At 72.3% G+C, this 20,523-nt stretch carries 23 protein-coding genes; 14 read left to right on the top strand and 9 right to left on the bottom strand.

From position 1 onward, the window contains the following. Positions 1–782: 782 nt before the first annotated feature. Positions 783–1,529 (top strand): hypothetical protein, encoded by a 747-nt coding sequence (locus AB0H83_RS41760; protein ID WP_360105906.1) that lies wholly within the window; start codon positions 783–785, stop codon positions 1,527–1,529. Here AB0H83_RS41760 and AB0H83_RS41755 read toward each other — a convergent pair. Together AB0H83_RS41755 and AB0H83_RS41750 are read right to left on the bottom strand one after the other, a co-directional pair. Further along, positions 1,517–2,425, bottom strand: a complete 909-nt coding sequence (locus AB0H83_RS41755) for a polysaccharide deacetylase family protein (protein ID WP_360105903.1) — start codon at positions 2,423–2,425, stop codon at positions 1,517–1,519. The genes AB0H83_RS41760 and AB0H83_RS41755 overlap by 13 nt on opposite strands. A gap of 84 nt (positions 2,426–2,509) precedes the next feature. Beyond that, positions 2,510–3,382, bottom strand: coding sequence for an A/G-specific adenine glycosylase (locus AB0H83_RS41750; protein ID WP_360105913.1), 873 nt, complete (start codon positions 3,380–3,382; stop codon positions 2,510–2,512). Between the two features lie 17 nt (positions 3,383–3,399). Between AB0H83_RS41750 and AB0H83_RS41745 the strand changes: the two genes are divergently transcribed. Genes AB0H83_RS41745 through AB0H83_RS41735 form a run of 3 tightly spaced genes read left to right on the top strand, consistent with a single transcriptional unit; the run spans position 3,400 to position 5,129 of the window. Next, positions 3,400–3,912 (top strand): ACT domain-containing protein, encoded by a 513-nt coding sequence (locus AB0H83_RS41745; protein WP_360105900.1) that lies wholly within the window; start codon positions 3,400–3,402, stop codon positions 3,910–3,912. After that, entirely contained in the window at positions 3,909–4,412 is a 504-nt protein-coding gene (def, locus tag AB0H83_RS41740) for a peptide deformylase (RefSeq protein ID WP_360105897.1), read from the top strand. Before AB0H83_RS41745 ends, def begins: the two co-directional genes overlap by 4 nt. Positions 4,413–4,472: 60 nt before the next feature. Next, the gene (locus AB0H83_RS41735; protein ID WP_360105894.1) at positions 4,473–5,129 is read left to right on the top strand and encodes an adhesin; all 657 of its coding nucleotides are present in this window, start codon (positions 4,473–4,475) and stop codon (positions 5,127–5,129) included. 160 nt (positions 5,130–5,289) lie between these two features. Here the strand turns inward: AB0H83_RS41735 and disA are convergent, their stop codons facing one another. After that, positions 5,290–6,342 (bottom strand): DNA integrity scanning diadenylate cyclase DisA, encoded by a 1,053-nt coding sequence (gene disA / locus AB0H83_RS41730; RefSeq protein WP_360105911.1) that lies wholly within the window; start codon positions 6,340–6,342, stop codon positions 5,290–5,292. Positions 6,343–6,545: 203 nt separating this feature from the next. On the opposite strand from disA, the gene AB0H83_RS41725 reads away from it, so the two are divergent. Next, entirely contained in the window at positions 6,546–7,130 is a 585-nt protein-coding gene (locus tag AB0H83_RS41725; protein WP_360105891.1) for a hypothetical protein, read from the top strand. A gap of 985 nt (positions 7,131–8,115) precedes the next feature. Here AB0H83_RS41725 and radA read toward each other — a convergent pair. The 3 genes from radA to AB0H83_RS41710 all read right to left on the bottom strand — a co-directional run bounded on the left by radA (position 8,116) and on the right by AB0H83_RS41710 (position 11,177). Further along, positions 8,116–9,528 carry a DNA repair protein RadA gene (gene radA / locus AB0H83_RS41720; protein ID WP_360105888.1) on the bottom strand — a complete coding sequence of 471 codons (1,413 nt, stop codon included), beginning with the start codon at positions 9,526–9,528 and terminating at the stop codon, positions 8,116–8,118. 31 nt (positions 9,529–9,559) lie between these two features. Next, positions 9,560–10,267 (bottom strand): hypothetical protein, encoded by a 708-nt coding sequence (locus tag AB0H83_RS41715; RefSeq protein ID WP_360105885.1) that lies wholly within the window; start codon positions 10,265–10,267, stop codon positions 9,560–9,562. Between the two features lie 88 nt (positions 10,268–10,355). Beyond that, positions 10,356–11,177, bottom strand: coding sequence for a UbiA family prenyltransferase (locus AB0H83_RS41710; protein WP_360105882.1), 822 nt, complete (start codon positions 11,175–11,177; stop codon positions 10,356–10,358). Positions 11,178–11,222: 45 nt separating this feature from the next. On the opposite strand from AB0H83_RS41710, the gene AB0H83_RS41705 reads away from it, so the two are divergent. Further along, positions 11,223–11,933 carry a methyltransferase domain-containing protein gene (locus AB0H83_RS41705; protein ID WP_360105879.1) on the top strand — a complete coding sequence of 237 codons (711 nt, stop codon included), beginning with the start codon at positions 11,223–11,225 and terminating at the stop codon, positions 11,931–11,933. 20 nt (positions 11,934–11,953) lie between these two features. Further along, positions 11,954–12,970 (top strand): type III polyketide synthase, encoded by a 1,017-nt coding sequence (locus AB0H83_RS41700; protein ID WP_360105876.1) that lies wholly within the window; start codon positions 11,954–11,956, stop codon positions 12,968–12,970. On the opposite strand, the gene AB0H83_RS41695 is transcribed toward AB0H83_RS41700, so the two are convergent. After that, positions 12,959–13,738 carry a hypothetical protein gene (locus AB0H83_RS41695; RefSeq protein WP_360105873.1) on the bottom strand — a complete coding sequence of 260 codons (780 nt, stop codon included), beginning with the start codon at positions 13,736–13,738 and terminating at the stop codon, positions 12,959–12,961. The two genes, AB0H83_RS41700 and AB0H83_RS41695, sit on opposite strands and share 12 nt — an antisense overlap. A gap of 366 nt (positions 13,739–14,104) precedes the next feature. Here AB0H83_RS41695 and AB0H83_RS41690 point away from each other — a divergent pair, with 366 nt between their 5' ends. Genes AB0H83_RS41690 through AB0H83_RS41680 form a run of 3 tightly spaced genes read left to right on the top strand, consistent with a single transcriptional unit; the run spans position 14,105 to position 15,840 of the window. Continuing rightward, complete coding sequence (locus tag AB0H83_RS41690) at positions 14,105–14,590, top strand: CarD family transcriptional regulator (RefSeq protein WP_033363204.1); 486 nt, start codon at positions 14,105–14,107, stop codon at positions 14,588–14,590. Between the two features lie 39 nt (positions 14,591–14,629). Next, positions 14,630–15,325, top strand: coding sequence for a 2-C-methyl-D-erythritol 4-phosphate cytidylyltransferase (ispD, locus tag AB0H83_RS41685; RefSeq protein ID WP_360105869.1), 696 nt, complete (start codon positions 14,630–14,632; stop codon positions 15,323–15,325). Positions 15,326–15,327: 2 nt separating this feature from the next. Next, a complete protein-coding gene (locus AB0H83_RS41680; protein ID WP_360105867.1) occupies positions 15,328–15,840 on the top strand; it encodes a hypothetical protein in 513 nt (170 codons plus the stop codon). Between the two features lie 124 nt (positions 15,841–15,964). Here AB0H83_RS41680 and AB0H83_RS41675 read toward each other — a convergent pair whose 3' ends face one another. Further along, positions 15,965–16,684 carry a TVP38/TMEM64 family protein gene (locus AB0H83_RS41675; protein WP_360105864.1) on the bottom strand — a complete coding sequence of 240 codons (720 nt, stop codon included), beginning with the start codon at positions 16,682–16,684 and terminating at the stop codon, positions 15,965–15,967. 110 nt (positions 16,685–16,794) lie between these two features. Between AB0H83_RS41675 and ispF the strand changes: the two genes are divergently transcribed. Genes ispF through AB0H83_RS41655 form a run of 4 tightly spaced genes read left to right on the top strand, consistent with a single transcriptional unit; the run spans position 16,795 to position 19,343 of the window. After that, positions 16,795–17,271: a 2-C-methyl-D-erythritol 2,4-cyclodiphosphate synthase gene (ispF, locus tag AB0H83_RS41670; RefSeq protein ID WP_360105861.1), complete on the top strand. Its 477-nt coding sequence runs from the start codon at positions 16,795–16,797 to the stop codon at positions 17,269–17,271. A gap of 14 nt (positions 17,272–17,285) precedes the next feature. Then, positions 17,286–17,654, top strand: coding sequence for a PPOX class F420-dependent oxidoreductase (locus AB0H83_RS41665; protein WP_360105908.1), 369 nt, complete (start codon positions 17,286–17,288; stop codon positions 17,652–17,654). A 55-nt stretch (positions 17,655–17,709) separates the two neighbouring features. Beyond that, on the top strand, positions 17,710–18,216 hold the full coding sequence (locus AB0H83_RS41660) for a SigE family RNA polymerase sigma factor (protein ID WP_360105858.1): 507 nt from the start codon (positions 17,710–17,712) through the stop codon (positions 18,214–18,216). Further along, positions 18,216–19,343 (top strand): hypothetical protein, encoded by a 1,128-nt coding sequence (locus tag AB0H83_RS41655; RefSeq protein WP_360105855.1) that lies wholly within the window; start codon positions 18,216–18,218, stop codon positions 19,341–19,343. Before AB0H83_RS41660 ends, AB0H83_RS41655 begins: the two co-directional genes overlap by 1 nt. Here AB0H83_RS41655 and AB0H83_RS41650 read toward each other — a convergent pair. Beyond that, positions 19,340–20,503: a homogentisate 1,2-dioxygenase gene (locus tag AB0H83_RS41650; RefSeq protein ID WP_360105852.1), complete on the bottom strand. Its 1,164-nt coding sequence runs from the start codon at positions 20,501–20,503 to the stop codon at positions 19,340–19,342. The two genes, AB0H83_RS41655 and AB0H83_RS41650, sit on opposite strands and share 4 nt — an antisense overlap. Between the last annotated feature and the right edge of the window lie 20 nt (positions 20,504–20,523).

Below are 20,523 nucleotides of genomic sequence, written 5' to 3'. Positions count from 1 at the left end.
GCATCCTGTTCAACGAGCTCAAGCCTGGCCAGATCGTCGTCATCGACTGCGAAGGCGACCCCGCCCAGTTCGAGAAGGCCAAGCTGGTCTTCAACGGCGCCGACCGCCCGGGCGCAGTCCCGGACGCCGTCCCCGCCGAGCTGACCAAGGGCGGCTCCGCCGAGGAATCGGCGGCGTAGCTGATATTCGCTGAGGCCCCCGACCCGGTTCGTACGACCGGTCGGGGGCCTCTGCCGTTTCCGGGACCCGTCGGTCTGCGCGGCTGAAGTGCTGTCAGACCTTCTGAAATCCGACATGTTGCCCGGGTGGAGGGCGTACCCGTGCGTGAAGACGAGGATTAAGCGGCGGGTCGCCGGGATACGTTGCGTGGCGTGACTGGATGGTGGCAGGACTTCGCGGCGGCGCGGTTCGGGCGGCCGGCGTCGCCTCCGCCGATCGTCCGGCCCGCCCTGCTGGAGCGGCTGGACCGGGCGTTCGCCGGGATTCCCGGCCCGGCTGGGGTTCCCGGCCCAACCGGGGTTCCCGGTTCCGCCGGTGTCCCGAGCCCTGCCGGCGCCCCGGGCAGCATCGGCGCTCCGAGTTCCACCGGCGCCGCGAGCCCTGCCGGCACAGCGGACGCCGCCGGCGCCGTGGATGCCGCTGGCACCGCCCTCAGCCCGGCCGGCAGCCGGCGCCCGGGTTGCGCCCCGGGTGCCGCCGGCAGTGCGCGTGATGCCGGAGGTCCAGGCGGCGCCGACCGACCGGGTCCAGGCGACGGCCGGGGCGCCGGGCGGGGACAGCCGGTGGTCACCATCGTGGCGGGCAGCGGGGCCGGGAAGAGCACCCTGCTGCAGCAGTGGGCCGAGGGCAGCGGCGCCGTTGTGCTGAGGCTGCCGTACAAGGACGAGGACCTGCCGGACGGCGGGCGGCCGGTGGTGATCGACGGGCTGGAGCGGGTCGATCCCGACGGGGCGCAGTGGCGCAGGCTGGTCGGGGTGGTGCCGCTGGTGCTCAGCGGGCAGGAGCCGGTTCCCGTCGCGGCTGTGGACCGGCTGGGGGCGGGGCACCTCGGGTTTGCCGAGGATGAGACGTACCAGGTGCTGGCGGCAGCGCTGGCGGACGCGGCCGGGGCCGATGGGCTGGCGCCGGACCTGCACCTGCTGACCGGAGGGTGGCCGGCGCTGGTGGGGCTGGCGGCGGCGTGGCTGGCGCGGCTGCCGGCGGTGGAGCGGAGCACCAGCCTGCGGCAGCTGGCCCGGGTGGACGGGCCGCTGCGGGAGCACCTGGTCGGGGCGCTGCTGCAGGTGCTGCACCACGACGAGCGGGAGTTCGTACGGCGGCTCGCGCACCTACCGGCGGTCGACGCCGCGACCGCGGAAGCGCTGGGGCTGACCGAGGAGCTCGGCGCGTTGCCGCCGCTCGTGGTGCCGGTGATCGGCAGCGGCGGGAGCTACTCGGTGCCGGAGCCGCTGCGGGAAACGGTCCAGCAGCGCCTGCCGCTGGCCGATCACGAACGGCGGGCGCTGCTGGCGGCGTTTCAGGGGATGTAGTCCTCCAGCAGGGCCGGAGTGAGGCCGGCGGCCTTGATGGCCTGCAGGGCGGCGATGTAGTCGTCGACGAACCGGTCGCGGAAGTGCATCAGGATGATGTCGCCGCGCTGCACGGTGTTGCCGGACTGGTAGCGGACGATGCCCTTGTCGACGGTCTCCTTCCAGAAGAAGCCGGCGTGCATGCCGCAGTCGTGCGCGGCCCTCAGCGTCGTGTCGTCCTTCTCGCCGTACGGCGGGCGGAAGAGCACCGGGCGGCGGCCGTACCACTGGCCGAGCTTGTCCGCGGAGTCGCACAGCTCCCGGCGCTGCACCGCGTAGGACTTGCCCTTGAGGTTCTGGTGGGTGACCGTGTGCGCCTCGATGACGGCGCCGACGTCCTGGAGGCGCTTGAAGTAGGCCGGGTCGTTCCTGATCGCGTCGATCGTGAGGAACAGCGTGACCGGGACGCCGGCCTGCCTGATCAGCTCGTAGGCCTCGGGGCGCTTGACCTGGCCGTCGTCGATGGTGATGAACGCCACGGGCTGGTCGGTCGGGATGCGGGAGAAGTACGCCGCCGACGCGCCCTCGGGCAGGCGGACCTTGTCCGCCTTCGGCGCGCGGTCGAACTTCGGCAGCCGGGCGGCGTAGTTGTTGCCCGCTGGGGGCGCCGCGGCGGTGGACTGGGTCTTCGAGGTGGACGGCTTCGCGGAGGCCGACGGCTGCGCCGACGAAGGCGACGAGGACGGCGACGTGACGTCGTCCGGTGACGCGGACAGCGCGCTGGGCGACGGAGCGCGCGACGCGCCGGCGTCCGTCCACTGAGGACCGCCGGATGAGGAGGCGCCGCAGCCCGCGAGCGCCGCGACGGCGATCAGCGCGGCGACGGCCCGGCGTGCCCTGGCGTGAGGGATGAGCACGCCGAGAGCCTATCCATGGATGCCCCTGAAAGGAGGCCCGGAAAGTGTGGGAAAAACTAGATGATCCGCTTGCAACCCTCGGACTCACCCGGGCAACGTGTACGTCCCAGCACGCTCCCGGACCAGCCCGTCCTCGAGCAGCCCGCGCAGCGCCCGGCCGCGCTGGACCTCGTCGTCCCAGACCAGGTCGAGCCGGGCCGCGGGCACCGGGTCGTCGCTGGCCCGCAGCACGGCCAGCAGGAGTCCGCGCACGTGGCGGTCGGTGCCGTGGTACCGCTGCGTGCGGCGGCTCGGCGAGGTGGACGCCGGCGCACCGGCGAGGCGCCAGGCGCACGTCGACAGCACCGGGCACTCCTCGCAGCGCGGCGCGCGGGCGGTGCAGATCACCGCGCCGAGCTCCATGAACGCGACCGAGGCGCGGGCCGCCTCCTCGTGGTCCTCGGGCAGCAGCACCTCGACCGCGCGCAGGTCGGCGGGGGTGGTGGCCGGGCCGCCGTCGGCGGCGCCGTCGACGATCCTGGCCACGACCCGGCGGACGTTGGTGTCCACGACCGGGTGGCGCTGGCGGAACGCGAACGCCGCGACCGCGCGGGCCGTGTACATGCCGATGCCGGGCAGTGCCAGCAGCGCGTCGACGTCGTCGGGCACCTCGCCGCCGTGGCGCTCGACGAGGGCGGTCGCGCACGCGTGCAGGCGCAGGGCGCGCCGCGGGTAGCCGAGCCGGTCCCAGGCGCGGATGGCCTCGCCGGGCGGGTCGGCGGCGAGATGCGCGGGCGTGGGCCAGCGCTCCATCCAGCGGCGCCAGGCGGGGTCCACTCTGGACACCTGGGTCTGCTGCAGCATGACCTCACTGACCAGCACACCCCACGCGGTCGCGTCGGGCTGCCGCCACGGGAGGTCACGGGCGTTGGCGTCGTACCAACGCGTGACGGTCTGTGCGAGGGCGTAAGAGGCGATAAGGAAGGATAGGTCAAGTGAACGAGTACGCCGTCACCGTCATCGGCCATGACCGCCCGGGCATCATCGCCGACGTCGCGGAGATCCTCGCCGCGCTCGGCCTGAACCTCACCGACTCGACGATGACCCGCCTGCGCGGGCACTTCGCGATGACGCTGGTCTGCGCCGGCACCGTGGCCGCCGCCGAGATCGAGTCGGCGCTCGCGCCGCTGACCGCCGACCGGACGCTGCTGGTCACCGTCCGCGAGGTCGGCGAGGAGCTGGTCGACGCCCCGTCCGGCGAGCACTACGTGCTGACCGTGCACGGTGCGGACCGGTTGGGCATCGTCGCGGCGTTGAGCCGTACCGTGGCGGCCGCCGGCGGCAACATCACCGACTTGACGACCAGACTGGCCGGCAACCTCTACGTCGTCGTGGCGGAGGTCGACGCGTCAGGGGCGATGGCCGACCTCGCCGCAGCGATCGACCAGACCGCCGCGGAGCTCGGGGTCGAGGCGACACTGCGCGCCGGCGAAGCGGACCTGATGTGACCGTCCTGCAGGTGGTCCGGGCGCCCGCCGCGGTGCTGGGCACGGCGGGTAAGGCCGTGGACCCGCTCGCCGAGGACATCGTCCAGCTCGCCACGGACCTGGTGGACACGATGCGGGTGTCGCCCGGCTGCGTCGGGCTGGCCGCGCCGCAGGTCGGCGTGGCGGCACAGGTGTTCGCCGTCGACGTGACCGGGCACGCGAAGGCCCGCACCGTGCACGGCACGCTGGTGCTGTGCAACGCGCGGGTGCTCGAGGCGTCGCAGTGGCAGAAGGGCCGCGAGGGCTGCATGTCGGTGCCGGACCTCACCGGCGACGTGAAGCGCGCCAACCGGCTCGTCGTCGCCGCTCAGCTGCCGGGCACCGGCGAAGAGATCGAGATCACTACTGACGCGTTCGAGGCACGGGCCCTGCAGCACGAGATCGACCATTGCGCTGGGTTACTGTTCCTCGATCGTGTTGCCGGCGCACACGCCGTTTACGCCCGCAAGGTCTATCTCTGAGCGGTCTACACGGCGCGCCGTCCCGTTCGCTACCCGTTCCCTCGATACGGTGAGTGCATCATGAAGCTGACGGTTGGCCCGCTTCCCGCTGGCGTGTACTGGCGGCGTCGCGCCATCGTCGGCGGGGCGCTGCTCATCGTGGTGCTCATGCTGTGGGCCCAGTGTTCCGGACCGGATCCGAAGCGGACCCCCACCTCGGCGCAGTCGCCGACGGCGTCCTCCGCTCCGCCGGCCACCGCGGATCCGGCGCCGACGATCCAGACGCCGACGACCGGCGACCCGGTCACCAGCGCGCCGCCGTCCAGCAGCGCCCCGGCCGTCGCCTCCACCGTGCCGGTCTGCGCCGACGCCGACCTGTCGCTGGTCGCGTCGCCCGAGCAGCCGGTGCAGTTCCGCGGGGCGTACCTCAAGTTCTTCCTGAAGATCAAGAACACCTCCGCCCACGACTGCACCCGCGACCTCGGCGCCGACTTCCAGGAGCTGTACCTGCAGGTCGGTGCGATCAAGATGTGGTCGTCGGACCACTGCGACCCGCCGAAGGGCAGCCAGCCGACGACGCTGAAGCCGGGCATCGAGGTGTCGTTCTCCACCACGTGGAACGGCAAGACCACCAACAACGGGTGCGTCAACCGCGAGGTGCCGCCGGCGGGCAAGTACGAGCTGGTCGGCCGCCTCGACACGAAGCTGAGCACGCCGGTGCAGGTCCACCTGACCTAGCACTTCCTAGAGTGGACGGGGACGCGTTGCGACCGCCCCACCATGTGATCTTGCCCGGTTGATCGAAGTCGCGTGGCGGTCGTCCAGACGGCCTGGGCGCGACTTGGATCACCACGGTCGCCGGGCCGGCGCGAGCAGCGCAGCCAGTGCGAGCATGGTTTTAGACGTAACGCTCCAGGATCGAGGCCTCGGCCAGGCGGCTCAGGCCTTCGCGCACGCCGCGCGCCCTGGCGTCGCCGACGCCGTCGACGGCCTGCAGGTCCTCCACGGTCGCCCCGAGCAGCCGCTGCAGGCTGCCGAAGTGCTCGACCAGGCGGTCCACGACCAGCGTGGGCAGCCGCGGCACCTTCGCCAGCAGCCGGAACCCGCGCGGCGACACCGCGGCGTCCAGCGCGTCGCTCGCCCCCGGGTACCCCAGCGACTTGGCGACCGCGACCAGGTCGATGAGCTCCGTGGCCGTCAACGCGTCCAGCTCTTCCAGCGCGTCGTCGGACGAACGGCTGCGCCGCCCCGACGGCAGATAGTCGCGGATCACCAGCGTCCGGTCCGCCTCGACACCCGCCATCAGCTCTTCCAGCTGCAGCGCGAGCAGCCGGCCGTCGGTGCCGAGCTCCACGACGTAACCGGCGATCTCGTCGGCGATGCGCCGCACCATCTCCAGCCGCTGCACCACCGCCACCGCGTCGCGGACTGTGACGAGGTCCTCAATCTCCAGCGCCGAAAGGGTCCCGCTGACCTCGTCGAGCCGCAGCTTGTACCGCTCGAGCGTGGCCAGCGCCTGGTTCGCCTTGGACAGGATCGCGGCCGAGTCGTCCAGGACGTGCCGCTGACCGTTCACGTACAGCCCGATGATCCGCATCGACTGGCTCACCGAGATCACCGGGAACCCGGCCTGCTTCGCGACCCGCTCCGCCGTGCGGTGCCGTGTGCCGGACTCCTCGGACGGGATCGTCGGGTCAGGCATCAGGTGCACGGCAGCCCGGACGATTCTCGTGCCGTCACTCGAGAGGACGACGGCGCCGTCCATCTTGCACAGCTCCCGCAGGCGCGTCGCGGAGAACTCGACGTCCAGCGGAAACCCGCCGGTGCACATCTGCTCGACCACCTTGTCGTAACCGAGCACGATCAGGGCGCCCGTGCGCCCTCTCAGGATGCGCTCCAGCCCGTCGCGCAGCACCGTCCCCGGCGCCATCAGGGCGAGCGTCGCTCGCATCGGGTCGGCACCGGGCAGTGCGGCGGCCCAACCCCCGTTGAGGCCGGTATGGGAACCGCCTCTGCTGGGCTCGCGGTCGATCGGCACCCGCACAGTCTACGGATGGTCGGACATCCGGTGCTGGTGCGGTATCGACCCAGCCCGTAGAGTGGGCGGACACCATCGCTCGATGGATCATAATTGATGTCTGTGAGGTCCCACCGGTGGCCGGTCCGGAGCGGATCGAGTGGCGGCGCAGCTTCCCGTCCCGGTCCCTGGCCACCCTGGCCTGGTACGCGCTCTGCGCCGCCCTCGCCTGCGGCCTCGTCCGCGGCCTCTTCGCCGACGAACCCGAGGTCCTGCCCTCCGGCGCCGACAACCTGCTCGCCGACCTTCCGATGTGGACGGTCGGCCTGGCCACGGTCGGCGCCACCCCGTTCGTCCTCGCCGTCGTGCGCCGCCCCCGGGTCGGCGCCAACCACTTCGCCCTCACCGTGCGCCCCGGCTGGATCCGGACCCTGGTCCTGCCGTGGTCCCGGGTCGCGCAGGTCGCGCTGATGGAGATCGGCGGCGAGCGGTACCTGCTGGTCCGGCTCCGGGCCGGCCTGGACCGCACCGGCACCAACCCGGTCTGGCTGGACCAGAACGTGCTCCGCGAACTGTCGAAGACCCCCTCTGAGCGCGCCAGCGGCTTCGACGTCGCCGTCCGCCTGCGCGACTTCGCCGGCGGCCCCGACGGCCAACTGGCCGCCCTGGCCGCGTTCGCCCCTGACCAGGTGCTGATCGCCAACCACCTCAGCCCCCGCTGAGCCGGCCGGCCGGGCCACTGCTCCGGCAACGGCGTGGCCGGACACGCAACAACCCGGTGGCGCGCTGTTGCCAGAGGAACAGGGATCCACCGGGTTCCAGGAATCCACCGGGTTGTTCCGAACGAGCCGGCTGTGCCAACCCCTCACACCGGGTCTGACGTAGGCACGGACCACGACTGGATCACTGCGCAGCAACGGCGCGGCCCGCACGTGGCAACACGGACGTGGCGGCTCGGCGGCGCGTGGTCATGGCTAAGGGTGTGGCGGCCCGGACGAACACCAGCAGACGTGGTGAGGCCCGGCGCTGTCCAGTCAGGCGTGACGCGGATCAGGCCCCATCCCGCGCTCGACGCGCACACCAAGCAGGCGCAGGCCGGGCGCGGGGCGGGCGCGGGGCGGGCGCGGGGCGGGCGCGGGGCGGGCGTGGGGCGGGCCAGGCGCGGGCTGCGGGCAGGGCTGGAGCTGGGCGCGGGGTGGGCTGGGCGCGGGGTGGCCGGGCGCGGGGCGGGCCAGGCGCGGGCTGCGGGCAGGGCTGGAGCTGGGCGCGGCGTGGGCTGGGCGCGGCGTGGGCTGGGCGCGGGGTGGGCTGGGCGAGGCGTGGGCCAGGCGCGGGCTGGGCGCGGGCTGGGCGCGGGGTGATCGCGGGCCGGGCGCGGGGCGGGCCAGGCGCGGGCTGGGCCAGGCGTGGGCCAGGCGTGGGCCAGGCGCGGGCCAGGCGCGGGCCAGGCGCGGGCCAGGCGCGGGGTGAACGTGGGGTGGACGCGGGGCGGGCCGGACGCGGGGCGGGCCAGGCGGGGGCGGGCCAGGCGCCCAAACCCGCCCGGCTCAGGCAAACGCCAAGCTCGGGCACGGCGCAATCCCGATCCGCCCGAGCCAGGCGCCGGGGCCGGGCCGGTCGGCGCGGCCGCCGGCCCGCGCAGGTCCGCCGGCCCGCGCACCCCTCACGGCCCAGGCCGCCGCCCACCGCGGTGCCAGGCTGGAAGCGTCAGCGCGGGTCGGCCTCGGCGGAGGCCTTCACCGCGTAATGCAGCGCTGTCCTCACGTCGCCCACCTCCAGCACCCGCATCCCCGGCGGCGTCACGCCCGTCGCGGCGGGGCCGCAGCCCGGCGGGACCAGGGCGAACCGGAACCCCAGCCGAGCAGCCTCGGCGAGCCGGCGGGGCACGGCGCCGACGCGGCGGACCTCGCCGGTCAGGCCGACCTCGCCCACGACCACGAGGTCCGGGGGCATCGGCAGGTCGTGGGCGGCCGAGGCGGCGGCCAGCGCCAGGGCCAGGTCGACGGCGGGTTCGGTGACGCGCAGGCCGCCGACGGTGGCGGCATAGACCTCGCGGTCGTGGAGCTGGATCTGGGCCCGCTGCTGCAGCACGGCGATGATCATGGCTAGGCGGGCCGAGTCGAGGCCGCTGACGGTGCGGCGGGGGGAACCGGGGGTCTGGGCACCGATCAGAGCCTGCACCTCGACGACGAGGGCGCGGCGGCCCTCCATGGCGACCGAGACGCAGGTGCCGGAGACGGCGTCGGCATAGCGGGTGAGGAACAGACCGCTCGGGTCGGGGAGGCTGGTGATGCCGCCCTCGTGCATCTCGAAGCAGCCCACCTCGTCGGCGGCGCCGAAGCGGTTCTTCAGGCCGCGGACCATGCGCAGCGAGGAGTGCTTGTCGCCCTCGAAGTTGAGCACCACGTCGACGAGGTGCTCAAGGACGCGGGGGCCGGCGACGTTGCCGTCCTTGGTGACGTGGCCGACGAGGACGGTGGCGAGGCCGCGCTCCTTGGCGATGGCGACCAGGGCGGCGGTGACGGCGCGGACCTGGGTGACGCCGCCCGCGACGCCGTCGGTGCCGGGAGCGGAGATGGTCTGCACCGAGTCGAGGATGAGCAGCCCCGGCTTGACCGCGTCAAGGTGGCCGAGGACGGCGGACAGGTCGCTCTCGGCGGCCAGATAGAGCCGCTCGTGCAGGGCGCCGATGCGCTCGGCGCGCAGGCGGACCTGACTGACCGACTCCTCGCCGCTGACCACGAGGGACGGCGTGTCGCTGTGCTTGGCCCACTGCTGCGCGACGTCGAGCAGGAGGGTGGACTTGCCGACGCCGGGCTCACCCGCGAGCAGCACGACCCCGCCGGGGACGATGCCGCCGCCGAGGACCCGGTCGAACTCGGCCACGCCGGTCGGGCGGGCCTGGGCCGGAGCGGCGCTGATCTCGGCGATCGGGCGGGCCGGCTCCAGCGGGGCCCGGCTCGGCACGGCGCGCAGGGCGGTCGGGCCGAGCCCGGTGGCGGGGGCGGCGGCCTCGATGACCGAGCCCCACTCACCGCACTCGGGGCACCGCCCCATCCACTTGGCCGGCCGGTGCCCACACACGTCGCACTGGTAGGTCGCGCCCCTCGACTTCGTCACACCCGAAAGCTAGCCCACGGGTATGACAAAACTACTCGCCCTCGTGCCCCACGACCGGGCTCGGCTTCGGCAGCGGGCTCAGCGGCACGGTCATCGGCAGCTCGGGCACGGTGATCGTGGTGGTGCTGCCGTCGGCATACGTGAACGTGAACGTCACGTTCGGCAGCGCCATACCGGCCCGCAGCTCCTCGCCGGTGAGCTTCTCCACCGCGAGGTAGGTCTTGGTGCTCTGGCTCAGCGACACGAACCCGCCGACCGGGATCTCCACGCCGATCTTGGACGAGCCGACGGGGGCCGGGGCCGGCGGCGCCGAGGGCGACTTCGACGCAGATGCAGACGCAGACGCAGAGCCAGAGGCGGAGGCCGGAGCCGAAGAAGGCGGAGAAGAAGGGGCGGCCGCGGCGGAAGGCCCACCCACCAGCACCACGGTGCCGGCGGACCCAGCCGTGACGCCCGTCAGCTTCACCGACTGCTTGGCGTTGTTGAACAGCCGCACCTCGATCGGCACCGTGCTGCCGGCCTTGTACGCGTCCGCATACGCCACGACACCCTCGCGCAGCACGATCTGCCCGTCGGCGCTCTGCGCGCCGATGCCCGGCACCGCGGCGACCTGGGTGTCGGTCTGGGTGATCTGGCCGGCGCTGCACCCGGAGAGCAGGCCGACGCCGAGCGCGGCGGAAGCCAGCAGCGCGGCGCCCAGCATCGTGCGGCGGCGGGCAGCCGGAATCGTACGCGTCACCTTGGGTCCTCCATCTGGGATCGGGCGGCCGAAGTACAGCCTAGATGCCGTTGATCGGCCGATGACGCGCACCCTGACACCACGCCGGTCAACCCAGGTTCAAGCCGCTGACCAGCAGAAATACCACATCGATCAGCGTGACGGCGATCACCGACAGGAAGGGGACGCGTGAGCTGGGGTTGCGGCGCATGGCGTACACCCCGAAAGCGAGCACGACCAGGGCCACCGCCAGGGTCGGCCAGAACAGCGGCGCGGGTGGCCCCGGCGGCCCGAACGCCAGGGCGGCGGTGGCGCCGAGCAGCAGCACGGCGGCGGCGCCGAGCGAGCCGCTCCGGCCGAGGAGGTGCGGCAGTCCCCGCACGCCGGTGCGGACGTCGTCGTCGAGGTCGGGCAGCGCGTTGACGAAGTGCGCGCCCGCGCCGAGCAGGGCACCGGCCGCGAGCAGCCACAGCGGCGGATCCAGCCCGGCACCGATGACCACGAACGCGGGCAGGCAGGCGAACGAGACCGCGTACGGCAGCACCGACACCGGCGTGGACTTCAGCGGCCAGTCGTAGAGCAGCGCCGAGACCAGCGCCAGCAGCGCGACGAGCCCGGCGCCGGCCCCCGACAGGAAACCGAGCGGCACCATCGCGACGGCGGCGGCGATGCCGAGGGTGAAAACGAGCCGCCGGGAGATCACCCCGGTCGCGACGGGTTTGTCGGTACGCCCCACCGCCGCGTCCCGCGAAGCGTCCAGCGCGTCGTTGACCCAACCGATCGAGAGCTGGCTCGCCAGTACCGTAGCCGCCGCGGCCAGCACACCTGGCCAGGATCTTCCGAGTCCGAACGACAGCAGCGCCGCCACGGCGGTGACCGCGACCGCCGGCTCCGGGTGACTGGCGCGGACGATCGCGCTCGCAACGGACATCCGGCAAGTGTGGCTGTCGGAAGGGTTCCGTGTCAGTCTCGATCCATGCGATCGACGCGCCGGGCGCGTAACGACCCAGTTCAGTATGACGACCTGGCCGGCGAGTGGTGGCGTCCCGGATCGCCACTGTCCATGCTGTACTGGCTGGCCCGCGCCCGGGCCCGGCTCATCCCGCCCGCGTCGCGCGACGGCGCCGTGCTGGTCGACCTGGGCTGCGGCGGCGGGCTGCTCGCTCCGCACGTCGCCGGCAAGGGGTACCGGCACGTCGGCGTCGACCTGATGACGTCCGGGCTGGAGCAGGCCGCCGCGCACGGCGTCGCGCCCGTCCGGGCGGATGCGTGCAGGTTGCCGTTCGCTGACGGCACCGCTGACGTGGTGAGCGCGGGTGAACTGCTGGAGCATGTGCCCGACTGGCCGGCCGTGGTCGCCGAGGCGTGCCGCATTCTGCGACCCGGGGGGTGGCTGGTGCTGGACACCCTGGCGGACACCGCCGTGTCGCGGCTGGTCGCGGTTCGGCTCGCCGAGGCGGTCCTGCCGGCGGTGCGCGGCATCCACGACCCCGCCCTGTTCGTCGATCCGCAGGACCTGCGGGTCGAATGCGCGCGCAACGGCGTGCCGCTAGACGTGCGGGGCGTCCGACCGACGCTGCCCGCGCTCGCCCGCTGGCTGGTGACCCGCCGTAACGCTGTGCCGATCGTGCCGACGTTCACCACCGCGATCCTCTACCAGGGGCGCGGCAGAAAGGGGACCCAGTGACAGGTGCCGCGATCGCGGGCATGGGTGTGACATTCCCGGGCCCGATGCGCCAGGACGAGGTGTGGTCGGGCTTTTTCGAGCGGCACTACAACGGTTCCCGGAGGGGGCTGGCCAAGCGGATCTTCAGCAACTCGGGCGTGGTCAGCCGGCACGGGGCGGTGAACCCGCTCGTCGAGGACGCGTCGGGCTGGTCGACTGCGAAGCGCATGGGCCGCTACCTGACCGAGGCGCTGCCGCTGGGCAAGGACGCGGTCAGCGGCGCACTCGACGCGGCCGGCCTGCGACCGGACGAGATCGGGCTGTTCGTGGTGTGTTCCTGCACCGGGTACGCCACCCCCGGCCTCGACATCCTGCTCGCCCGCGACCTGGGCATGGCGCCGACCACGCAGCGGCTGTTCATCGGGCACATGGGCTGCTACGCCGCGCTGCCCGGGCTGGGCGCCGCGACGGACTTCGTGTCGGCCCGCGGACGCCCGGCGGTGCTGCTGTGCCTCGAGCTGACCAGCCTGCACGTGCAGCCGCCGAGTGAGGATCCGCAGCAGATCGTGGCGCATGCGCTCTTCTCGGATGCGGCGGCGGCAGTGGTACTGGTGCCGCACGGTTCAGGCCAGCAGGTCACGGACATCGCCGCGGTCACGGACACGGCGACCGCGGACCACATGACCTGGGACGTCACAGACCTCGGGTTCCGGATGGGGCTGTCGCCGAAGGTGCCCGACGTGCTGTCGATCTACGTCGCGGACCTGGTGGGTGACCTTCTGGGGCGGCACGGGCTGACATTGGCCGACGTGGACGGCTGGGCCGTGCACCCGGGCGGGCCGCGCATCCTCGACGTGGTCCGCGACCAGCTGGCGCTGCCGGAATCGGCGCTGGCCGAGTCGCGTGGCACCCTCGCCGAGCACGGCAACTGCTCGTCGCCGACGGTCCTGCTGATCCTCGACGCGCTGCGCCGCCGCCCGTCAGGCCCGCCGAAGCACACGGTGGTGCTCGCGTTCGGTCCTGGCCTGACGCTGTACGGGACGCTGCTACGCGGTTGACGAGGGGGTCACCGCGAGGTTGCCCAGCTCGCTGTCGAACGCGGCGGCGCTGGTCACGGAGCTGACCGACCGCAGCACCCGGCCGTCCGCGCCGACCAGGATGGCCGCGGTGGTGCGGCTGGGCGCGAGGAACGGCACCGCCGCGCGGACCGAGCCGTTCGGATCCGCGAACGCGCCGACCTTCACCTTGACGTTGAGCGCCTCGGGCAGCGTCGGGGGCCGCGTGGCGACCACCAGCACCTGCGCGGACGGGGCCTTGCTGGCCGCGACGGCGTTCACGGTGCCGGTGATGAGCTGCTCGCAGCTGCAGCCGTCGATGAGCAGGATCACCGCGGGGGTGAGGTCGCGGATCCGTACCGTCGAGCCTTCGGAGTCGACCAGGGTGAGCCCGGTGAGGCTGACCACGGCGGCGGGGGACGGCGGGGTGAGCTGCGGCGTGCCGTAGGGGTTACGCCGCGGCCAGGCCACCGCGAACAGACTCACCAGCGTCGCGATGACGGCGATCGACATGATGAGCAGTGGCACGGCGAGGCCGGGAGAATCGTCGGTGGTCCGGCCGAGCGGCTCCGGCTTCAGATGCAGCCGGCGGCGCCAGCGACGGCGGATTGCGGCACGGCGGAATTGTCGACGGATCGACGTGCCTTCATCGTCGAGTGCGCCGGGATCGTCGGGAATGATGATCGTGCCCCACTCAGGGGGCAGGTCGGGCAGGCCACCACCGTCTTGTGGTCGGTCACCACCACCGTTGTCGCCGCGCAGCGTGCCCATCGCTGTTCTCCTCGCACCTGCCTTAACTTTCCCTCACCCGGCTGCTGCGCGCCAGTGGGGCCAGCCATCGAGATGCGTGAAGATTTTCCCACGCTCCGCCGCTGGTTACGTCACACAGCGTGGCGTTGTGGAGGCCCGCTGTCGGTTCCGTAGGCACTCGCGGTAATCAATCGGAAATGTCCTACAGCCTGCACATTTGCGTGTGCCCTGGGTTGTTGATCCGTTACGCAGCAGGTTCCACGATTCATGTCAAGCGGGAGAAAGGGGACTCACATGTGTTCTGACCTGCGCGAATGCTGCTCTCTTGGGTGGGACGACGGCGCGTGACCGTGTTACCCTAGACACAGCGAAAGGGGTTTCGAACCTATGGTTTTCAGTGTCGGCGAGACCGTTGTCTACCCCCACCACGGGGCCGCACTCATCGAGGCAATCGAGACTCGGGTCGTCAGGGGCGAGGAGAAGCAGTATCTCGTCCTCAGGGTCGCTCAGGGTGACCTGACGGTGCGGGTGCCCGCCGAAAACGCCGAGATCGTCGGCGTGCGCGAGGTGGTTGGCGAGGAAGGCCTGACGAAGGTCTTCGACGTCCTCCGCGCTCCGCACACCGAGGAGCCGACCAACTGGTCGAGGCGTTACAAGGCGAATCTGGAGAAGTTGGCCTCCGGCAATCCGCTCAAGGTCGCAGAGGTCGTGCGTGACCTGTGGCGCCGTGACCGGGAGCGTGGTTTGTCGGCCGGCGAGAAGCGCATGCTGGCCAAGGCTCGGGACATCCTGGTCGGTGAGGTGGCGCTCGCCGAGAAGAGCACCAAGGATGAGGCCGAGACGCTGCTGGACAAGGTGCTGACCGAGGCCTGACATTTCAGCCCGGCTATCCCTTAGACCGAGGACCGCGACGTGACGGCGCACCCCAGTGTGCGTGGTGACGTCGCGGTCCTCGTGCCTGCTGCGGGCATGGGGGTCCGACTCGGCCCCGGTGCTCCGAAGGCACTGCGGCTCCTGCGAGGGGAGCCGCTGCTCATGCACGCTGTTCGCCGGGTGGCTGCCGCGCCCAGCGTCGGCTGCATCGTGGTCGCCGCGCCCGCGGACGCTGTCGACGACGTCGCCGCGATGCTGCGGCCGCTCTCCTCCCCTGCGGTCCGGCTGCTGGTGGTCGCGGGCGGGGCGAGCAGGCAGGCGTCGGTGGCTGCCGCGCTGGCCGCCGTCCCCGAAGAGTTCGGCATCGTGCTGGTCCATGACGCGGCGCGTGCACTGACCCCACCTGAGCTGGTGGAGACGGTCGCGGACGCGGTGCGAGGGGGGCACGGCGCCGTCATACCCGTTCTGGCCGTGGTCGACACCATCAAGCAGGTGGACAATTCCGGCGTCGTCGTCGGCACCGTCGACCGCTCCGTCCTCCGCGCCGTCCAGACCCCCCAGGGCTTCCGCCGCGATGTGCTGACCAGCGCCCACGCCGCCGCCGTCGACGAACACACCGACGACGCCGGCATGGCCGAGAAGCTCGGCATCCCGGTGCACACCGTCCCCGGCTCCGAGGCCGCGATGAAGATCACCCGCCCGTTCGACCTGGCCGTCGCCGAGCTGCTCTTCTGACCGTGCGCCGCCCGCCCGTCTGGCTCCTCGACGTCGACGGCGTCCTCAACGTCCGCCGCCCGCTGTGGGGACCGTCGTTGTGCCGCGGCACCGCCCACTCCGCCGGCGTCGACTGGCCGATCCGCTGGGCACCTCTGCTGATCACCCGGATCCGCCACCTGGCGCTTGCCGGTCTCGTCGAGGTCCGCTGGTGTACGACCTGGTGCCCGGACGCCGATGCGCTGGAGCACCTGTTCGACCTGCCACCGTTCGGCCGTGCCCTGACCGCGGCCGACCTGGACCGGGTGGACGACACCGACCCGCTGAAGCTGGCCGCGGCCCGTGGGGTCCTCGCCGACCGGCGCCGGCTGGTGTGGACGGACGACACCGCCGTGCCGGATCCCGGACCGGAGTCCGCCGCGCTGACCGCTGGCGGTCGCGGGCTGCTGATCAAGCCAAACCCGCGCCGCGGCCTGCGCCCGAGCGACCTGGCAAGGATCGAGGCGTTCGCCCGCCAGGTCCGCTTCGCCAGCTGATCTCGAAGCGCGGACCGCCACGCCGGGTGGTTCCGAGCCGGAACGGGCCCACCACACGAGGTGGCCCCGTGGCGGGGAGCACCACGGGGCCGACGCGAACGACGTACAAGAAATACATGCAGTGTCAGGCGGGAGCGGCCGACACCGGCGCGACGTGCTGCTTGCGCGGGCGGCGGCGCCACACGAGGTACGTGCCGATCGAGCCGCCGACGCCCAGGGTCGCGATCATCGCGCCGGCCAGGGACATGCCGAGGGTGTCGCCGCGGGCGGTGGCCGAGCCGAGGGCGGCGTACGCGATCGTGGCGGGCAGGGCGCCGAGCATGGTGCCGAGGACGAAGGTGGCCCGGCGGACCCGGGTGGTGCCGAAGGCGTAGTTGGCCACGCAGAACGGCACGAATGGGATCATGCGGGATATGATGACGGCCACGATGCCGCGGTTGGCGACGGCCTGCTCGACGGCGAGGAAGCGGCCGCTGAGGTGGCGGGCCATGAAGTCGCGGCCCAGGAAGTGCCCGATCGTGTAGGCGAGCAGGGCGCCGAGGGTGACCCCGGCGAGGATGTAGAGGACGCCGCCAGCGAAGCCGAAGAGGACGCCGCCGACGCCGGCGAGCAGGGTCCGGGGGACCAGGGCGGTGGTCAACAGGGCGGAGCCGAAGACGGCGATCGCCGGGCCGAACGGATGGTCGGGGCCCACGGCATGGGTGAGCGACGATTTGTCCGGGTGAATGATCAGCATCACCACGGACAGCGTCGCGACCAGCAGGGCAAGCAGTCCGAAGCGCAAGGCGGCTCCGGTGCGCCACCACTGCCGTGGGGCTTTCGGGGTCGTCAGGTCGTTGCGCACCTGACCCAGCCTAGGCCCGGATCGCCAGGATGCCGAGTCCGATGATGGCTCGGCAACTAGAAGTTCACGATCGTGCACCGATCGTCGTACCCTCCGGAAGTGATGCAGCGATGATGTTGATCGGCAACGGGACCGACGTGCACGCGTTCGAAAAAGGGCGGGAGTGCTGGGTCGCGGGGCTCAAGTGGGAAGGCGTCGACGGGCTCGCCGGGCACTCCGACGGCGACGTCGTGGCGCACGCGATCTGCGACGCGCTGCTGTCCGCGGCCGGTCTGGGTGATCTCGGGGCGAACTTCGGCACCAGCCGGCCGGAGTGGGCCGGCGCGTCGGGGGTGACCCTGCTGCGTGAGGCCGCGCGGCTGGTCCGTGACGCGGGGTATGAGATCGGGAACGTCTCCGTGCAGGTGATCGGGGTCGCGCCGAAGGTCGGCCGGCGCCGCGCCCAGGCGGAGGAGACGCTGCGCAAGGCGATCGGCGCCATCGTCCGGTTGTCGGGCACCACCACCGACGGGCTCGGCTTCACGGGCCGGGGCGAGGGCCTCGCGGCCACCGCCGTTGCGTTGATCTATCCGGTACCGAAAGGGTAAATGCCTTGAACGAGATGCTGCGTGACCTGCTCGACCGCCGGGCGTTCCTGGTGCTCAGCACGATCAACCCGGACGGCGCGCCGCAGTCCAGCGTGATCTGGGCCAAGCACGACGGCGGCGACGTCGTCTTCTCGACCATCCGGGGGCGGCGCAAGACCCGCAACATGGAGCGCGACCCGCGGGTGTCGATCTGCGTGTACGACCCGGCGAACCCGTACCGCTACGTCGAGGTCCGCGGCACCGTCAAACTGGTCGAGGAGGGCGGCCCGGAGCTGATCGACGAGCTCAGCCGCCTGTACGACGGCAAACCGTTCGTCGAGGCGGTGCCGGGCGTCACCCGGGTGGTCTGCCGGGTGACCGCGACGAAGGTGATCGAGCACTAGGAAACACCACCCAACCGCCGCAGGGGCAGCGCGCGTCAATGCGGCGGGAGGCGATGTGCGCGACGAACTCGAACGGCAGTACGTGGAGTACTTCCAGCCACGACTGCCGCAGCTGCACCGGCTGGCGGTGATGCTGTGCGGCGACGCTGACCGCGCCGACGACATCGTCCAGGCGGCGGTGACCACGCTGTACACGCGGTGGCGGCACGTGCGCCAAGTGGACAACCTCGACGCGTACGTGCGCCGCAGCGTGGTCAACACGTTCCTCACCGAGCGCCGCGGCCGCTGGTCACGGGTCCTGCTGACCGAGGCGCTGCCGGACCGCGCGGCCGCCGCCGGGCAGCCGGCCGACGAGCGGATGGTGATCCGGGCCGCCCTGCGGGCGCTGCCGCCGAAGCAGCAGGCGGTGCTGGTGCTGCGGTTCCTGTGTGATCTGCCGGTGGACGAGGTCGCCGAGCTGCTCGACTGCTCCCCGGGGACGGTGAAGAGCCAGACCTCCGACGGGCTGGCCAAACTGCGCAAGAAGCTCGGCGTGCTGGCGCCGGCCGGGGGTGGGGCGTGATGCACGAGGACCTGTTGAGCCCGCTGCGGGACGCCGGCGTGCGCCCGCCCCGCGTCGACCTGCGGCAGGCGATCCGGGTGGGTCGGCGCCGGCGCAGGATGCGGCACGCCGCGGTCGCCGGCCTGACCGCCGCGGCCGTGCTGGCGACGACCGTCGCGGTCAGCGCCGTGACCGGCCGGCCGCAGTCGATGCCCGCCGAGCGCACGCCGGTGCCGCTGCCGACGTCGACCGTCGCGCCGCCGCTGGGCGAGTGCTCGATGAGCAAGGACACCGCGCCGTACGTGAGCCGCCACCCCTGGGTGGAGCTTGACAGGTCGTGGCGGGTCGCGGTGCACCTCGACGCGCCGGGCACGCAGCCGGTCGAGGCGGTGCGCTACACGGACGGTCGCGTGGAGCGCATCAAGGGCGTGCCGAGCGACTTCCGGCTGACCAACGTGAACCGGGCCGGTGACTTCGCCGGGGTCAACGGGGCGAACGATCGGGCCTGGGTGTACCGCGACCGGCGGTTCACCCGCCTCGTCCTGCCCGACGGTGCAACGGACGTCTCGCTGACCGACATCAACGACGCCGGCGACCTGCTCGGGACGGTGGCGACGAAGCAGCCCTCCAGGTTCAAGGTGGTCGTGTGGCCCGGTGGCCGGCCCGGGCGGCCGCGGGTGCTGGACACCCCGGACGGGGCGTCCTCGCGGGCGTCCGGGATCGCCTGGGACGGCACCGTCGTCGGCGACGTGATCCGGGGTGACGTGATCACGCCGTTCCTGTGGCATCCCGACGGCACCGGCGAGCCCCTGCCCCTGCCCGCCGGCCACCACGGTGAGAAGGTCGCGGTCGGCGACCTGACCGGCGACTGGGCGGTCGGCACCGGCGTGCGGTGGAACATCCGCACCGGCCGGGCCGACGCCGTCAAGGGCATCGACGGCGCCGGTGTCGTCGACATGTACGGGCGGATCTTCGGCCTCTCGGACACCGCCGACCAGCACGGGGTGGTGTGGATCAACGGCATCCTGGTACCGGTCGCGCAGTCCTTCGACGGCCACAAGGTGTATTTCAAGGGCGTACGCGACGACGGCCGGCAGATGTACGGCTTTTCCGCCTTCGACAGCACCTGGGTGCGCTGGACCTGCTAGACGGTGCGCGCCCAGGTCCACGCGTACGCGGTGTCCTCGACCGACAGTGCGGGCTCGCACAGGTCGAGCGGGCGGAACGTGTCGACCATGACCGCCAGCTCGTCGAACGCCTCCACGCCCAGGGCGCGCTCGACGGCGCCGGGCTGGGGGCCGTGGGTGAAGCCGCTCGGGTGCAGCGAGATCGACCCCTGGATGATGCCGGAGCCGCGCCGGGCCTCGTAGTTGCCGCCGGTGTAGAACAGCACCTCGTCGGAGTCGACGTTGTGGTGGTTGTACGGCACCGGGATCGCCAGCGGGTGGTAGTCGACCTTGCGGGGCACGAACGAGCAGATGACGAAGTTCGGCCCCTCGAAGGTCTGGTGGACCGGCGGCGGCTGGTGCAGCCGGCCGGTGATCGGCTCGAAGTCGTGGATCGAGAACGCCCACGGATAGAGGCAGCCGTCCCAGCCGACGACGTCGAACGGGTGGGTGGCGTAGACGTGTTCGGTCCAGCCGCGGCGGTGCTGGACCAGCACCGGCACCTCGGCGCCCTCTTCCAGCAGCGGCTCGCCGGGCCCGCGCAGGTCGCGCTCGCAGTACGGGGAGTGCTCCAGGAACTGCCCGCGCTTGGACAGGTACCGGTGCGGCGGCCCGATGTGCCCGGACGCCTCGATCACCAGGACCCGCACCTCGTCCGAGGTGGGCACCAGGCGGTGGATGACCGACGTGGGGATGATCGCGTAGTCGCCCGCGTGCAGCTCGAGCGCGCCGAACGCGGACTCCAGCCGCAGCCCGCCGGCCTCGACGTACACGCACTCGTCGCCGATCGCGTTGCGGTACAGCGGCGACGGCGTCGTGGCGAGCGCGTAGGACAGCCGCACGTCGTCGTTGGCCAGCAGGTGCTGCCGGCCGAGCACGGCGTCGGTGGGGCCGCCGCCGAGCTTGTGGGTCTGGAAGTGGCGCGGCTTGAGCGGCAGGTTCGGCATGCGGGTGGTCGCGAACGGGGTGACCGCGGTCGCGGATAGGATCGCTGTCGGTCGATGCTTGTGGTACAGCAGGGACGAGTCGCTCGAAAAACCCTCCTGCCCCATCAGCTCTTCCGCGAACAGCGAGCCGTCCGGCTGGCGAAACTGGGTGTGTCGCTTCGGTGGAACCTCGCCCACGCGACGGTAGTACGGCATCCGCTGCCTCCCGGAAGAAA

Source organism: Dactylosporangium sp. NPDC050688, from assembly GCF_040654515.1.
GTDB lineage: Bacteria > Actinomycetota > Actinomycetes > Mycobacteriales > Micromonosporaceae > Dactylosporangium.
This window is presented reverse-complemented; position numbering and strand designations above follow the sequence as displayed.

Excerpts from the sequence above, each read along its gene's own strand:
- AB0H83_RS41650 (WP_360105852.1), bottom strand. The coding sequence starts at position 20,503 with ATGCCGTACTACCGTCGCGTGGGCGAGGTTCCACCGAAGCGACACACC.
- AB0H83_RS41710 (WP_360105882.1), bottom strand. The coding sequence starts at position 11,177 with ATGTCCGTTGCGAGCGCGATCGTCCGCGCCAGTCACCCGGAGCCGGCG.
- AB0H83_RS41695 (WP_360105873.1), bottom strand. The coding sequence starts at position 13,738 with ATGGGCACGCTGCGCGGCGACAACGGTGGTGGTGACCGACCACAAGAC.
- disA (WP_360105911.1), bottom strand. The coding sequence starts at position 6,342 with ATGCGAGCGACGCTCGCCCTGATGGCGCCGGGGACGGTGCTGCGCGAC.
- AB0H83_RS41690 (WP_033363204.1), top strand. The coding sequence starts at position 14,105 with ATGGTTTTCAGTGTCGGCGAGACCGTTGTCTACCCCCACCACGGGGCC.
- ispF (WP_360105861.1), top strand. The coding sequence starts at position 16,795 with ATGATGTTGATCGGCAACGGGACCGACGTGCACGCGTTCGAAAAAGGG.
- AB0H83_RS41665 (WP_360105908.1), top strand. The coding sequence starts at position 17,286 with ATGCTGCGTGACCTGCTCGACCGCCGGGCGTTCCTGGTGCTCAGCACG.
- AB0H83_RS41705 (WP_360105879.1), top strand. The coding sequence starts at position 11,223 with ATGCGATCGACGCGCCGGGCGCGTAACGACCCAGTTCAGTATGACGAC.
- AB0H83_RS41700 (WP_360105876.1), top strand. The coding sequence starts at position 11,954 with ATGGGTGTGACATTCCCGGGCCCGATGCGCCAGGACGAGGTGTGGTCG.
- AB0H83_RS41655 (WP_360105855.1), top strand. The coding sequence starts at position 18,216 with ATGCACGAGGACCTGTTGAGCCCGCTGCGGGACGCCGGCGTGCGCCCG.
- AB0H83_RS41735 (WP_360105894.1), top strand. The coding sequence starts at position 4,473 with ATGAAGCTGACGGTTGGCCCGCTTCCCGCTGGCGTGTACTGGCGGCGT.